Annotated in this window: 15 protein-coding genes and 3 tRNA genes; 11 read left to right on the top strand and 7 right to left on the bottom strand. The window is 68.6% G+C overall.

The genetic code is table 11. The features are described from left to right. Positions 1–6: 6 nt before the first annotated feature. The 3 genes from ftsH to tilS all read right to left on the bottom strand — a co-directional run bounded on the left by ftsH (position 7) and on the right by tilS (position 3,710). Positions 7–2,010, bottom strand: coding sequence for an ATP-dependent zinc metalloprotease FtsH (gene ftsH / locus QNO21_RS00875; protein WP_257519824.1), 2,004 nt, complete (start codon positions 2,008–2,010; stop codon positions 7–9). Between the two features lie 131 nt (positions 2,011–2,141). Continuing rightward, positions 2,142–2,693, bottom strand: coding sequence for a hypoxanthine phosphoribosyltransferase (hpt, locus tag QNO21_RS00870; RefSeq protein WP_257519823.1), 552 nt, complete (start codon positions 2,691–2,693; stop codon positions 2,142–2,144). 9 nt (positions 2,694–2,702) lie between these two features. Next, positions 2,703–3,710, bottom strand: a complete 1,008-nt coding sequence (gene tilS, locus QNO21_RS00865; RefSeq protein ID WP_257519822.1) for a tRNA lysidine(34) synthetase TilS — start codon at positions 3,708–3,710, stop codon at positions 2,703–2,705. Positions 3,711–3,849: 139 nt separating this feature from the next. Between tilS and ppa the strand changes: the two genes are divergently transcribed. Continuing rightward, positions 3,850–4,383, top strand: coding sequence for an inorganic diphosphatase (gene ppa, locus QNO21_RS00860; RefSeq protein ID WP_257495379.1), 534 nt, complete (start codon positions 3,850–3,852; stop codon positions 4,381–4,383). 53 nt (positions 4,384–4,436) lie between these two features. Here the strand turns inward: ppa and QNO21_RS00855 are convergent, their stop codons facing one another. Further along, complete coding sequence (locus QNO21_RS00855) at positions 4,437–5,867, bottom strand: peptidoglycan DD-metalloendopeptidase family protein (protein WP_257515699.1); 1,431 nt, start codon at positions 5,865–5,867, stop codon at positions 4,437–4,439. Positions 5,868–6,116: 249 nt separating this feature from the next. On the opposite strand from QNO21_RS00855, the gene QNO21_RS00850 reads away from it, so the two are divergent. The 6 genes from QNO21_RS00850 to QNO21_RS00825 all read left to right on the top strand — a co-directional run bounded on the left by QNO21_RS00850 (position 6,117) and on the right by QNO21_RS00825 (position 8,934). After that, positions 6,117–6,189, top strand: a tRNA-Glu gene (locus QNO21_RS00850). A 21-nt stretch (positions 6,190–6,210) separates the two neighbouring features. Then, positions 6,211–6,284, top strand: a tRNA-Asp gene (locus tag QNO21_RS00845). Between the two features lie 68 nt (positions 6,285–6,352). Then, positions 6,353–6,425, top strand: a tRNA-Phe gene (locus QNO21_RS00840). A 181-nt stretch (positions 6,426–6,606) separates the two neighbouring features. Further along, positions 6,607–7,170, top strand: coding sequence for a class I SAM-dependent methyltransferase (locus QNO21_RS00835; RefSeq protein ID WP_257519933.1), 564 nt, complete (start codon positions 6,607–6,609; stop codon positions 7,168–7,170). Positions 7,171–7,459: 289 nt separating this feature from the next. After that, positions 7,460–8,509 (top strand): DUF6226 family protein, encoded by a 1,050-nt coding sequence (locus QNO21_RS00830; protein WP_257519820.1) that lies wholly within the window; start codon positions 7,460–7,462, stop codon positions 8,507–8,509. Continuing rightward, entirely contained in the window at positions 8,506–8,934 is a 429-nt protein-coding gene (locus tag QNO21_RS00825) for a TM2 domain-containing protein (protein WP_257519819.1), read from the top strand. The genes QNO21_RS00830 and QNO21_RS00825 overlap by 4 nt, the downstream gene beginning before the upstream one ends. Here QNO21_RS00825 and QNO21_RS00820 read toward each other — a convergent pair. From QNO21_RS00820 to QNO21_RS00810, 3 genes are all read right to left on the bottom strand, one after another. Beyond that, the gene (locus QNO21_RS00820; RefSeq protein WP_257519818.1) at positions 8,921–9,313 is read right to left on the bottom strand and encodes a VOC family protein; all 393 of its coding nucleotides are present in this window, start codon (positions 9,311–9,313) and stop codon (positions 8,921–8,923) included. The genes QNO21_RS00825 and QNO21_RS00820 overlap by 14 nt on opposite strands. Further along, a complete protein-coding gene (locus QNO21_RS00815; RefSeq protein ID WP_257519817.1) occupies positions 9,313–9,594 on the bottom strand; it encodes an ArsR/SmtB family transcription factor in 282 nt (93 codons plus the stop codon). The genes QNO21_RS00820 and QNO21_RS00815 overlap by 1 nt, the downstream gene beginning before the upstream one ends. Before the next feature lie 119 nt (positions 9,595–9,713). Further along, on the bottom strand, positions 9,714–10,100 hold the full coding sequence (locus QNO21_RS00810; RefSeq protein ID WP_257519816.1) for a hypothetical protein: 387 nt from the start codon (positions 10,098–10,100) through the stop codon (positions 9,714–9,716). A gap of 173 nt (positions 10,101–10,273) precedes the next feature. Between QNO21_RS00810 and QNO21_RS00805 the strand changes: the two genes are divergently transcribed. The 4 genes from QNO21_RS00805 to QNO21_RS00790 all read left to right on the top strand — a co-directional run bounded on the left by QNO21_RS00805 (position 10,274) and on the right by QNO21_RS00790 (position 13,212). Continuing rightward, entirely contained in the window at positions 10,274–10,474 is a 201-nt protein-coding gene (locus QNO21_RS00805) for a glycine zipper domain-containing protein (protein WP_257519815.1), read from the top strand. Positions 10,475–10,636: 162 nt separating this feature from the next. Beyond that, on the top strand, positions 10,637–11,737 hold the full coding sequence (locus QNO21_RS00800) for a polysaccharide deacetylase family protein (RefSeq protein WP_257519813.1): 1,101 nt from the start codon (positions 10,637–10,639) through the stop codon (positions 11,735–11,737). Between the two features lie 44 nt (positions 11,738–11,781). Next, positions 11,782–12,909, top strand: coding sequence for a glycosyltransferase (locus QNO21_RS00795; RefSeq protein WP_257519812.1), 1,128 nt, complete (start codon positions 11,782–11,784; stop codon positions 12,907–12,909). Positions 12,910–12,951: 42 nt separating this feature from the next. Next, positions 12,952–13,212, top strand: coding sequence for a glutaredoxin family protein (locus QNO21_RS00790; RefSeq protein WP_257515708.1), 261 nt, complete (start codon positions 12,952–12,954; stop codon positions 13,210–13,212). The last annotated feature ends 67 nt before the right edge of the window (positions 13,213–13,279 follow it).

The raw sequence follows: 13,279 nt of genomic DNA, 5'->3' as shown, positions 1-13,279 counted from the left end.
CCGAGCCTATGCGGTCGCGGGGCGGGCCTGACCGGCGGGGCGACGGCGCGTGGCCTTCTCGACCGCTTCATCGGCTTCGACGGCGGCGGCGAGGCCGGCGTCCTCGCGACGGCGCGGCACCTCGATCGGCGGCAGGGTGGACGCCGGCCGGTTGTCGCTCGACAGCCACTGCGGACGCTCGGGCAGGTGCCGGATGTCCTTGAAGATCTCGGCCAGCTCGATGTGGTCGAGGGTCTCCTTCTCCAGCAGCTCCAGCGCCAGCTTGTCGAGGATGTCCCGGTTGGCCGTGATCACCTCGTACGCCTCGTTGTGCGCCTGCTCGATCAGCTGGCGCACCTGCTCGTCGACGCGCTCGGCGACGGCCTCGGAGAAGTCGCGGCCATGGCCCATGTCGCGGCCGAGGAACATCTCACCGGATGCCGCGCCGAGCTTGACCGGCCCGACCTCGGTGGTCATGCCGTACTCGGTGACCATCTTGCGGGCGATGCCGGTGGCCTTCTCGATGTCGTTGGAGGCGCCGGTGGTGGGGTCGTGGAACACGACCTCCTCGGCGACGCGGCCGCCCATCGCGTAGGCGAGCTGGTCGAGCAGCTCGTTGCGCGTGACGGAGTACTTGTCATCCAGCGGCAGCACCATCGTGTAGCCGAGGGCCTTGCCGCGCGGGAGGATCGTCACCTTCGTCACGGGGTCGGTGTGGTTCATCGCGGCGGCGGCGAGGGCGTGACCGCCCTCGTGGTACGCGGTGATGAGCTTTTCCTTGTCCCTCATCACGCGCGTGCGGCGCTGCGGGCCGGCGATGACCCGGTCGATCGCCTCGTCGAGCGCCCGCATGTCGATCAGCTGCGCGTTCGAGCGCGCCGTGAGCAGAGCCGCCTCGTTCAGCACGTTCGCGAGGTCGGCACCGGTGAATCCGGGCGTCTTGCGCGCGACGACCTCGAGGTCGACGGAGTCGGCGAGGGGCTTGCCGCGGCCGTGCACCTCGAGGATCTTGAGGCGACCTTTGAGGTCGGGGGCGTCCACGCCGATCTGGCGGTCGAATCGACCCGGACGCAGCAGTGCGGGGTCGAGGATGTCGGGGCGGTTCGTTGCCGCGATGACGATGACATTCGCCTTCGGGTCGAAGCCGTCCATCTCGACGAGCATCTGGTTGAGCGTCTGCTCGCGCTCGTCGTGACCGCCGCCCATGCCGGCGCCGCGGTGGCGGCCGACGGCGTCGATCTCGTCGATGAAGATGATGGCCGGGGCGTTCTCCTTGGCCTGGTTGAAGAGGTCGCGCACGCGGCTGGCGCCCACGCCGACGAACATCTCGACGAAGTCCGAGCCCGAGATGGAGTAGAACGGCACCCCCGCCTCGCCGGCCACGGCACGGGCGAGCAGCGTCTTTCCGGTTCCGGGAGGGCCGTACAGCAGCACGCCCTTCGGGATGCGGGCGCCCACGGCCTGGAAACGGGAGGGGTCCTTCAGGAAGTCCTTGATCTCGTGCAGCTCTTCGATCGCCTCGTCGGCGCCGGCGACGTCCTGGAAGGTGACGGTGGGCGTCTCCTTGGTCACGAGCTTCGCGCGGGACTTGCCGAACTGCATGACCTTGCCGCCGCCGCCCTGCGCAGACGACATCAGGAACCAGAACAGCAGACCCAGCAGCAGGATAGGCAGAAGCAGCGAGAGGACCCCGTCGAACCAGGTCGCGCGCGGCACGGCGTCGTCGAAGCCGTCCTTCGGCTCGGCCGCGTTGACGGCGCTGACAACCTCGTCGGCCCGAGCCTCGACGTAGTAGAACTGCACCTCGGTGGCGCCCTCGTAGGGCTTCGAGAGCGTCATGTCCACGCGCTGGTCGCCGTCGGTGTTCAACACCTCGGTCACGGTGCCGCCATCGAGCAGTTCGAGGCCCTCTTGGGTGGAGATCTGCTTGGCTGCGCCCAGGTTGGAGATGAGCGAGAAGCCGACCATGAGCAGCACGCCGATGAGCAGGATGTAGATCAGCGGGTTGCGAGCGATCTTCTTGAAGTTCATGGTGCGGGTCGACGCCCGGTCCCTTTCGACGGAGAGCAGCCCGCTCACGGGACGGGCGACAGTGCCCCAGGTTATCGCGGCACAGCCGGGGAACGACTGTGCATTCGCCCAGGGCTTAAACCGCCCGCGGCTCAGGCGTAGACGTGCGGGGCGAGCACCGCGACGTCGCGCAGGTTGCGGTAGCGCTCGGCGTAGTCGAGGCCATAGCCGACGACGAACTCGTTCGGGATGTCGAAGCCCACGTACTTGCAGTCGATCTTCACCTTGGCCGCCTCGGGCTTGCGCAGCAGCGCCAGCACCTCGATGGACTCGGCACCGCGTGAGGCGAAGTTCTCCAGCAGCCAGCTGAGGGTCAGCCCCGAGTCGATGATGTCCTCGACGATGAGCACGTGCTTGCCGTGCAGGTCGGTGTCGAGGTCCTTGCGGATCTGCACGACGCCGCTGGACTTGGTGCCGGCGCCGTATGACGACACGGCCATCCAGTCCATCGTGACGTCGCTCTGCAGCGACCGCGCGAAATCGGCCATCACCATGACGGCGCCCTTGAGCACGCCCACCAGCAGCAGGTCCTTGCCGGCATAGTCCGCGTCGACCCGGGCCGCGAGGTCGCGGAGCTTCTGCTGGATCTCCTCCTCGGTGACGAGGATGGTGGAGAGCTGGTCCGAGATGTCAGCGGCACGCATGCGTCGAGTCTAGATTCCCTCGGGTCCCGCGGTGAACTCCACCACCGGTCCGCGGCGGCGGGCGTGGCATCCCGGCAGGTCGATCGGTCCCTGCCCGGACCAGTCGGTGACCAGGCGCGCGACTTCGAGGGTCTGCGACCTGGTGAGGGACTGCCCGAACTCGCTGGCCACGACGTGCCGGATGATGCGGTTGCGCAGGGCCGGCGGGTTGGCCGCGAGGGCGGCCACCGACACCGCGATGCCGGCTTCTGCCGGCTCGACGATGTCCTCGATCGTCTCGTCGATCATGCGGGCGAACGCCTCGGCGTCTTCGCGCAGCTGCTCGGCGGTGCGGGCGAGCGCCTCGGCGATGCCGGGACCGAGCTCGGTCTCGAGCACCGGCAGCACCCGTTCGCGCACCCGCACCCGTGCGAAGCGGGGGTCGGTGTTGTGGGGGTCGTCCCACGGCTCGAGCCCGGCGGCCGCGCAGGCGGCCCGGGTGGTCTGACGGCGCACCGCCAGCAGGGGGCGCAGCCACCGGGTGCCGGTCGCCTCGTCGCGGCGCTCGGGCGCCATGCCCGCCAGGCTCGCGGCGCCCGAGCCGCGGGCGAGGCCGAGCAGCACCGTCTCCGCCTGGTCGTCGAGGGTGTGGCCGAGCAGCACCGCCTCGGCGCCGCGGTCGGCGGCGGCCTCGGCGAGCGCCGCGTAGCGGGCGTCGCGGGCGGCGGCTTCGAGGCCTCCCTGGGCGGTCGGGTCGACCGTCACCCGCACGACGGCCGCCTCGATTCCGAGTGCCGTGGCAGCCGCCGCCGCGCGGGCTGCGGTCTCGTGCGAACCGGGCTGCAGCCCGTGGTCCACGGTGATGCTGGCCACCCGGAGCCCCAGCTTCGGCGCCTCGAACACCGTCGCGGCGGCGAGGGCGAGCGAGTCGGCGCCGCCACTCACTGCGACGACCACCTCGCCACCGCCGGCAAAGGGCTGCAGCGCGGCGCGGACGGCGCGGCGGGTCTCGGCGACGGCAGGACTCAGGGACGGCACGCGACCACGGTAGCCGCCGCGGCCGCGTCCCGTGGCGCCGCCGCAGCCGCCGAACACCCCGGTCCACCGGAGTTATGGTGCGAACGCCGCCCGACTAGGCTGGTCGCCGCATCCCACCCACGTCTGAAGGAGCACCAGTATGGGCGCGTACGACGCCGTCATCGAGATCCCCCGCGGCAGCCGCGTGAAGTACGAGGTCGACCACGGCACCGGCCGCGTGTACCTCGACCGCGTGCTGTTCACGCCGATGGGCTACCCGGCCAACTACGGGTTCTTCGAGAACACGCTCGGCGAGGACGGCGACCCGCTCGACGTGCTGGTGCTGCTCGACCGCGACCTGTTCCCCGGCGTCATGGCGCGCGTGCGTCCCGTCGGCGTGCTCAAGATGAGCGACGAGGCCGGCGGTGACGACAAGGTCGTCGCCGTGATCGCCAAGGACCCCCGCTGGGACCACGTGCAGGACGTGTCCGACCTCGACGAGTGGACCAAGGGCGAGATCAACCACTTCTTCGAGCACTACAAGGACCTCGAGCCCGGCAAGTGGGTCAAGGTCGACGAATGGGCGGATGCCGCCGAGGCCGAGCGCCTGGTCAGCGAGGCTTTCGACCGCTTCCGCGACCACGACGAGCAGACCCGCACCCAGGGTGAGGGCGAAGCTCCCAAGACCGTCTGACGACGGCAGTCTTCACGAAGGGCGGGTGCTGCGGCATCCGCCCTTCGTCGTTGCTAGACCGAGACGCCGTGGTCGCGCAGGTACGGAGCGGGATCGATGCGCGTGCCGTTGCGGTACACCTCGAAGTGCAGGTGGCATCCGTTTGACGCGCCGGTGTTGCCCGCGTAGGCGATGACCTGGCCGGCCGAGACGCGCTGACCCCAGCCGACGGCGTAGCCACCGGGCCGGATGTGCGCGTAGCCGGTGACGATGCCGCCGCCGTGGTCGATCTTGACGTAGTTGCCCCACGTGCCACTCTCGGCGGCGAAGACGACGGTTCCGGCGGCCGCGGCGTAGATGTACGCTCCGCAGCCGTTGGCGAAGTCGATGCCACGGTGGCCGCTGCCGCTGCAGTATCCGTTGGAGCAGATGGTGCCGCGGTTGCCGAACCACGAGCTGATCCAGCCGCCGTGCGGGCGCACCCAGCCCTGGCCGCCGCCAGAACCGCCGCCGCCGCCGGAGCCGCCACCACCACCGCCACCGCCGCCGCCACCACCGCCGCCGCTGGCCGGAGGCCGGGCCGCGTTCTCACGGGCGATGCGGTCGGCTTCTTCCTGGGCGCGGCGCGCGGCCTCTTCCCTGGCCTTGCGCTCGCGCTCCTCGCGAGCACGACGCTCGGCTTCGACGCCGGCCTGGTAGCCCGCCACGGTCTGCGCGGTGGTGTCCTTGAGCGCGGCGAGCTGCGCCTGCAGCGTGCCGAGGTGCTCGGTCTGAGCGGCGAGGGCCGCCTGGGCCGCCTCGGCCGCTGCCTGAGCCTCGACCATCTTGGCCTCGGCTTCACGCTTCAGCTCATCGCGGGCGTCACGGGCGACGGATGCCTGGTCGCTCAGGCTCTGCGCGTTGTCGCGGGCGCTGACCGCGTCGGTGTAGACGGCCTGGTTGGCGGCGAGGAGCTTGTCCATCGTGCCGAGTCGCGCCAGCAGATCGTCGGCGGTCGCGGCGGAACCCGAGAAGAACAGCTCCAGCGAGGTGTCGTCGCCCCCGTTGCGGTAGAGCTGGGATGCGACCCGTCCGGCCTTCTGCGCGGCCTCGAGCGCGCGGGCCTCTTCGGCGTCGGCCTGAGCCTGCAGCGATTCGGCGCGGTCGACCGCTGCCTCGTACGCCTCCTGCGCGGCCTGGTACTCGAACCCCAGACGCTCTGCTTCTGCCTGCTTGTTGGCGACGTCGGTGGTCAGGTCGTTGATGAGCTGCTCGATGCGGGCGACCTCGGCGTTCTTGGACGCCTCGTTCGCCTTAGCCCGCTGCACGTCGTCCCACGAGGGGTATCCGGCTATGGCGAACGCGACCGGCGCGAACGGAGCGGCGAGAGCGCCCGCAGCCACGAGACCGAACGCGCCGACGGTGAGCGCGCCACGCCGGGTGACGCCGCCCGCGAAGGCGCGCTGCTCCGCAGGAGTCGGCGCACAACCGCACTCTTCGGGGTCGTCGATGCGCGTGAACCGCACGCGGCACCTCATCTCTTCGCCAGATCGGGGGGAGTCGAAGACGTCTTCACAGTAGCAACATCAGTCACATCCGCAACGGTTTTCTCAGGCATCGCCGCCCGGTCGTCGCGCACATCCTCGCGCCCATCGTGCCGTCTCAACAGCCCTCCGACGGGTACGGCGCGCCCTCGATTGGCGTTTTGGCCATCCAGTGCATATGCTTGAGCGTCGGTAAGCGTGAGCACCGGGTTCGTCCCACAGGGTTCACTCGGCCCCATCGTTTAGCGGCCTAGGACGCCGCCCTTTCACGGCGGTAGCACGGGTTCGAATCCCGTTGGGGTCACACCTACAATTGAATATGCATGGCCCTGTAGCGCAGTTGGTTAGCGTGCCGCCCTGTCACGGCGGAGGTCGCGGGTTCAAGTCCCGTCAGGGTCGCTCCACAGCGACGGGCCCTTTTTCGAGAGGGCCCTTCGCGTCGGACGCGGCGAGCATCACAGCCGCGCGGCTCTGTAGCTCAGTTGGTAGAGCGCACGACTGAAAATCGTGAGGTCACGGGATCGACGCCCGTCGGAGCCACACGGGTGATCATTACAGTCACCCCAGAAACCCTCGCCTAGCTTCTACATGGCGGGGGTTTCGCTTTTCCCTGGTCAGCGACACTTCCACTCCCTGCGCCCCTCGGTAGCCTCGCTATGTGACGGACGTAATCACCGAGTACTCGGCTCGCGCTTCGGAGTATGCGGACGTCGTCGGTTCGATGAGTGCGGTGCACCCCAGCGACCGTCATCACGTAGAAGCGTGGGCAGAGTCGGCAGCCGGTCGCGTTCTGGACGCGGGGTGCGGCCCGGGACACTGGACGAACCATCTCGCAAGCCTCGGCGTGGACGTGCACGGCATAGATCTCGTCCCGGAGTTCATCGACCATGCCCGAGCCACCTACCCCGCGACGCGCTTTGACCTCGGAAGCATCGACGCAATTGACGAGCCGGACAGCGCCCTCGACGGCATCCTGTCCTGGTTCTCCACCATCCACCACGAACCGTCACAGATCACGACGCCGCTCGCGGAGTTCGCCCGGACCCTCCGCCCCGGCGGCACACTCCTACTCGGCTACTTCCATGGCGGTAGCGTCGAGGCCTTCGATCATGCTGTGGTCCGCGCCTATCGGTGGCCGACCCACCATCTGCACGCGGCTCTCGAGGCAGTCGGTTTCGAGATCATCGAAACCCATCAGCGAGCCGAGCGGGGCCGCCGACCCGTGGGAGCGATCCTCTGCGAGCTGCCCGCTTCGGAACTCGCCCGAGCCCACACGGGTCACTGACGGCGCCCGAGGGCTTCAGGGATCCCCTCGGCACGCCAGTATCGCCATCATCGGGGCCGCATCGTCCGACAATGCCGACGCCATGGTTTGGACACGTGATGTGCGTCTTATGGAATGCTCATCACGAGGCACGGGCCTGTGCCCTCCAAGCGTTCGCAAGAAGGCGGTCGCGTAAGTGGCAGAGAGCATCTTTCCCGCACCGGTGCGGGCGCTGCCTGAGCCGACCTCGTCCACAGCCACGCTGGTCTGGCCCCGCTCCGAACCTCCGGCTCCGGCTCCGGTCCGGTTCGTGGAAGGGTTCGAGCAGTTCGCGTCCTACATGCAGCAAAAGGGCTCGGATCCTGCAGTATTCGCAGCCGACCTTTCGGCGCTTTGGGGGTTTCTCGCCGACCACCCTGCCGTGTTGGAGTCACCAGAGCTGGCAGAGTCGGCGGCGCGTTTCGTGGGGAACGTGATCTCAGTGGTGCATCCGGCGGCGACATGGCGCGTGACGCCCGAGCTCGAGGTGGGAACGTCAACCCGATCCATCCCGGTGGCGGGGTTGGTGCGGATCATGGTGGAGCAGCCCGAACAGCTGGACGCGTTCACGGAGGAGCTGTCCTCGTGGCCTCAAGCAGACCAAGACGATCAGGAGACGAACGCGCTCACGGCCAGCGGCTCGCAGCCGGTTCTGCAGGTCCCACCCGTCCCCTTCCCACGTCCACCCTTCCCTGACCAGGACTACCGGGATGCCGACGGCCAGGTCATCAGGTACGGAACCCGGTGGGGGAACGGTGGGCCCCCGGAGGAGGCGTACTCGCGGCTCTCCCATCCAGGCCGGTTCGCGCCGTTGCTGCTGGACCTGGATGCCTTGATCGAGCATCTGCAGACCTGGTACCTCGTAGACGTCGACCGGAAGACCGTAGATCAGGAGATGCAACTGGTGCTGCGGCCTTCCACCGGAGCAACCGTGGCGATCACGGCGACGGTGGAGTCGGTGCATATTCAAGGCGGTGCCCTGTTCCGCGCTGTGGCTCCGCAGTGTTCGTGCGACGCGTGCGACGAGTCGGCCGAGACGGCCGCCGATCACCTTGAAGACGTCTTGCTGGCTATTGCCGCCGGCGGACTCCGGGAGGTGTTCCCGGTCGGGCACCGGCGATGGCAACACACGCAACTGTGCACCCTCGAAGGCGAACGTCACTCGAGCAACGGCGAACCCGACCGCAACCTCACCCCGGACGAACTCGAGCACATCACCGCTGCGCTCCGAGAGCTCCATGACGGCTGGTGGCCGGCATGGACACTCCGCGCCGACCTCACCGAGCCACCTGCCCTCCCGACAGACAGGAACCCCACATGACGAACACAGAGCCCGCTGGCTTGCGCCCCGACTACATCGTGCTGCCCGTACGCGTCGCGCGCGGACCTAGGCACATGTGGGTCGCATACGTGCTCGCCCTCCTGGGCGGCGCGGTGGGCCTGCACCGGTTCTACCTCCGCCGGTACCGCAGTGGCCTCACCCTGGGGCTCCTCTTGCTGGGCGGCTTCCTCACCATCTTCATCGGACAGATCATCGCCCACGTCATCTCCGATGGGGCAGCGCCCGGCGGGACCACCACATTCGCAGACGACGCGGTGATCCTGCTCTCGCTGCTGCCTCACATCGCGATTCTCGTGTGGGTGGTCGGGGACCTGTTCCGCATCCCGCGGATGACGCGGGAGGAGAACGCACTCGCAGCGCAACCCGTCGGCGGCGACTCCTCCGACGCGGTCATGCGGGGCTGACGAGCTGGATCAGATTGCCACACGTGTCATCGAGCACCGCGGTGCGCACCGGCCCCCCGGGCGTCGGCGGCTGGACGAACCGCACCCCGCGCGCCGTGAGTTCGGCGTAGGCGGCATCCACATCGTCGACCGCGAAGGATGCCGAGGGGATGCCCTGCTCGGCGAGCGCCTCCACATACGTTTTCGCGGCCGGGTTCTCATCGGGCTCCAGCAGCAACTCGACGCCATCAGGATGGTCGGCGTCAACCACCGTGAGCCACCGATACTCGCCCAGCGGAATGTCGTTCTTCGTGACGAAACCCAGCACATCGGTATAGAACGCGAGCGCCTTCTCCTGGTCATCCACGAAAACGCTCATGACGTGCAGTCGTGCTTTCATCAGTCCGTCCCCCTTGTGTCGATTGGCCATCGTCGGGTGATTTCCCGCAACGGCGCGGTGTTCAGCCAGTGGAGTTTCGTGCGTCCCTGCCGTTCGGTGCTGATCAGGCCGCACTCCTCCAGCACTCCCAGGTGTTGAGATATGGCCTGTCGCGACGAGCCCGTGCCCGACTCGGCGAGCCGGCTGCAGATCTCGAACAGCGTTACACCGTCCCGACCGACCAACAGATCGAGGATCTGTCGGCGAGTCGCATCCGCGAGCGCCCGGTAGACGTCGGTCATTCGGTCACGATATGCAAGTGGCGACTTGCATGTCAAGAGACCGAGCGTTGATCGGCGAGTTCCGTAGTCCTACTGCGATCCCGTCGTCGACGATCCGACTGGGGGTCGCGACAGACGCGTCATATTCTCGGTGCGTCGTGGGGGACGACCACGATTTGCACCTCGTCTTCGTAGATGATGCGGCCGGGGTCGTCCGCCTCCACGCGACAGCACTCCACGCCGTGTGCGTGAAGGATCTCCAGATACCTCGGAATGCGCTCCAGCAGGTGTGACGCGGTGCCTTTGAACCAGGCCGCCGCCTGCGGGTTGAGGGATTCGTCGTAGACACCGACATCCGCGTCCGTCGGGTCGGCATATGCCGCGTTGTACCACTCGTTGCCGGCGCGCCAGTCGGCATGCTCCTCGGCAGTCAGATGGCCGCCCCTGGCGAGGCCGTTCGCCAGGCCGAATATCCCCGTGTGCACGCCGCGCTTACCTGGGCGTGGTGATTGGAATCGCACGTACACGGAGACATCCGACCACGCGCGAGGACGATGCGCGAAGCAGACACGCATCCTCGGCATGTAGACGGGGTGCCCGCACAGCACGGCACAGCACGCGCTCCCCCGCGCGAGGGAGATCGAAAACCTCCCCCATCAGGCGGATGCTGTGATCCTGCACCCTCCGTACGTTGGTACCCATGGACAACGAAACGAACCCCGAATCGACCGGAGGCGCAGCCAAGGGAACCGGCATCGGCATCGGCGTGGCCCTGGGCCTCGCGGTGGGCGCGGCGGTCGGCATCGCGGCCGACAACCTCGCCCTGTGGCTCGCGGTCGGCGTCGCCATCGGCATTGCATGCGGCGCGGCCTTCGACGCCCGCGGGGGCCGGAAGAACTAGGCCCCGGTCGCTCCGCCGCCCGTCCGGGCAGCGCCGCCCGAACCCATAGGATCAACGCGAGTGCGTCGCCGGTGACGCGCGGCGAGGGCAACGATGTCGGGATCGGGCAGTGCGGCACGCGGCGCGAGGCGGGCGCGACGGTCGCGGCGGCGCCTCTGGCCCTTGCTGCTGGTCGCGGCATCCGTCATCGCCGTCATCGCCGTCATCGCCGTCATCGCCATCGCTCTCACCCTGCCCCGGACGGCCGACGCGAACGGCCCGGCGAAGCCGGCCGCAGAGACCCCGACCGCCGCGCCGACCCCGGCGCCGCCGCCCCTCACGCCCGCCGAACAGCTGCTGGCGGGCACCGATGACGCGAACGCCTGCGCCCTCACCTTCTCCATCGACGGCGCCGAGGTCGACCCGGTCCTCGTCTCGCAGGGAGCGCTGTACGGCGCCCTGCCGATCCCCCGGCGCGACGACGCGGTGTTCGCCGGCTGGTACCCGACGGCGACGGATGCCGCGGCCTACACGACCGCCGCACGAGTCAACGGTGCGCTGCTCGCGACCTGCGCCGACCGGCAGCAGACCCTGTACGGCTCGTGGATGACCCACGAGCGCGTCGCCGCCGAGGACGCGGCGATCCCGATCCTGATGTACCACCAGTTCACGACGAACCCGGAGGGCGAGGACGACTGGCTGCGCCTGAACTACGCCTACATCGGCGACTTCGAAGCGCACATGGACTACCTCGCCACGGGCGGCTTCTACCTGCCCACGTGGGACGAGCTGAGCGCCTTCATCGACGGCGCCCTGTTCCTGCCTGAACGGTCCGTCATCATCACCGACGACGACGCCCACCACACCTGGCTCGAGCTGGCCGCTCCCGTCGTCGAGGCCAAGGGGCTCCTGGCCACGTCTTTCGTCATCACGAAGTTCCGCTCCGAGCCGGCTCCGAACCCCTATGTGCTGCAGCGCTCCCACACGCACGACATGCACGAGGCCGGTGCCGACGGTCAGGGACGCATCGTCAACTGGTCGGCGGAGCAGATCGCGGCCGATATGACGACATCCGCTCAGATCCTCGGTGCCGCGGAGGTCGTGGCGTACCCCTTCGGCCACTACAACGACACGGCCAAGGAGGGCCTGCGCCTCGCGGGGTTCGAGATGGCCCGCACCATCGAGCACGGCTACGTCAGGGCCGGCACCGACAAGCTCGCTCTTCCCTGCATTCGAATCAACTACGGCATGACGGTGGATGATCTCAGACGCCTCGTGGGGTGACGGGCTACCCTGAAAGACCCACCCGCCAGACGACAGGACGACCGATGGATCTGACGATCATCGTCCCGACCTATAACGAAGGTCCGAACGTCGTCGAACTGCTCGGCCGCATCGGTGAGGTCATGGCCGGCCGGGACTTCGAGGTGCTGTTCGTCGACGATTCCACCGACGACACCCCCGCGGTCGTGCAAGCTGCCGCCGCGACGACGTCCTTCCCCGTGCGCCTGCTGCATCGGGACACGGCGACGGACGGCCTGGGCGGTGCGGTGCTCGAGGGGTTCGCCGCCGCCCGATCACCCTGGTGCCTGGTCATGGACGGCGATCTGCAGCATCCGCCCGAGACCATCCCCTCACTGCTCGACCGGGCCGCAGTCGGCGACGTCGACGTCGTGGTGGCATCGCGCTATGCCGCAGGCGGCACCTCGAAGGGCTTGGCGGATGCCACGCGCACGACGGTCTCGCGCGCCTCGAACCTGCTGACCAAGGCGATGTTCCCCCGCAAGCTCGCGGGATGCTCCGACCCGATGACGGGGTTCTTCCTGCTCAACCGCGACGCCATCGACATCAGGGCGCTGCATCCGCGCGGCTTCAAGATCCTGCTCGAGGTGCTCGCCCGCCGGCAGCTGCGCATCGCGGAGGTGCCGTTCAACTTCGCGCCGCGTCACGCCGGTGCGTCGAAGGCGTCGTTCACGCAGGGCATCCGCTTTCTCACGCAACTGACGATGCTGCGGTTCGGCCGCATGTCGGCCTTCGCCCTCGTCGGCGGGTTCGGCGCCGTCGCGAACCTCGTGATCATGTGGGGCCTCATGCGGCTCGGCGTCGAATACGTCGTGGCCGCCGTGATCGCGAGCGAAGTGACGATCATCGGCAACTTCCTGCTTCTGGAGTACCTCGTCTTCGCCGACATGCGGTCGGAGTCCGGGCTGATGCGCCATCGGTTCCTGAAGTCGTTCACCTTCAACAACGCCGAGGCGCTGATCCGCATCCCGGTGATGTGGCTGCTGGTGGAGGGCACCCATCTCTCCGCCGTGTTCGCCGCTGCGCTCACGCTGGTGGCGGCCTTCATCGTGCGCTTCGTGTTCCACGCACTCGTCGTCTACGCCCCGCGGCGCTCGCGCGCCGCTGCCGCCACGCGGGCCCGACAGGTCGTCGGACAGCACGCCGACCCCTGACCGTACGAGGCCGCGCACAGGGCGCGGCCGTAGGCTGGTGCCATGACCGACAAACCCGCCAACCTTACGATGTTCGGCGCCGACTGGTGCCGCGACTGCCGCCGCACGAAGGCCCAGCTCGACAACCTCGGCGTCGCTTACGAGTACATCGACCTCGAGGCCGAGCCCGCGGCCGCCGATATCGCGCGGGAGATCTCCGGACGCACGAACATCCCGGTCGTGGTGTACCCCGACGCGACGCATCACGTCGAGCCCGCCGACATCGACGTCGAGGCCAAGCTGCGGGAGCTCTCGCTCATCTGAGCCCTCGGGGCGCGCGAGGAGCTCTCCCCGGAGGCGCTCGGGCCCGCGAATCCACGCTGAACCGTCC

This window comes from Microbacterium sp. zg-Y818 (assembly GCF_030246905.1).
Classification (GTDB): Bacteria; Actinomycetota; Actinomycetes; order Actinomycetales; family Microbacteriaceae; genus Microbacterium.
The sequence above is the reverse complement of the archived record's forward strand: the minus strand, read 5'-3'. Positions and strand labels throughout refer to the sequence as shown.

Coding starts and splice junctions, on each gene's coding strand:
- QNO21_RS00795 (WP_257519812.1), top strand. CDS start 11,782: ATGGATCTGACGATCATCGTCCCGACCTATAACGAAGGTCCGAACGTC.
- QNO21_RS00820 (WP_257519818.1), bottom strand. CDS start 9,313: ATGAAAGCACGACTGCACGTCATGAGCGTTTTCGTGGATGACCAGGAG.
- QNO21_RS00825 (WP_257519819.1), top strand. CDS start 8,506: ATGACGAACACAGAGCCCGCTGGCTTGCGCCCCGACTACATCGTGCTG.
- hpt (WP_257519823.1), bottom strand. CDS start 2,693: ATGCGTGCCGCTGACATCTCGGACCAGCTCTCCACCATCCTCGTCACC.
- QNO21_RS00790 (WP_257515708.1), top strand. CDS start 12,952: ATGACCGACAAACCCGCCAACCTTACGATGTTCGGCGCCGACTGGTGC.
- QNO21_RS00815 (WP_257519817.1), bottom strand. CDS start 9,594: ATGACCGACGTCTACCGGGCGCTCGCGGATGCGACTCGCCGACAGATC.
- QNO21_RS00835 (WP_257519933.1), top strand. CDS start 6,607: ATGAGTGCGGTGCACCCCAGCGACCGTCATCACGTAGAAGCGTGGGCA.
- QNO21_RS00805 (WP_257519815.1), top strand. CDS start 10,274: ATGGACAACGAAACGAACCCCGAATCGACCGGAGGCGCAGCCAAGGGA.
- ppa (WP_257495379.1), top strand. CDS start 3,850: ATGGGCGCGTACGACGCCGTCATCGAGATCCCCCGCGGCAGCCGCGTG.
- ftsH (WP_257519824.1), bottom strand. CDS start 2,010: ATGAACTTCAAGAAGATCGCTCGCAACCCGCTGATCTACATCCTGCTC.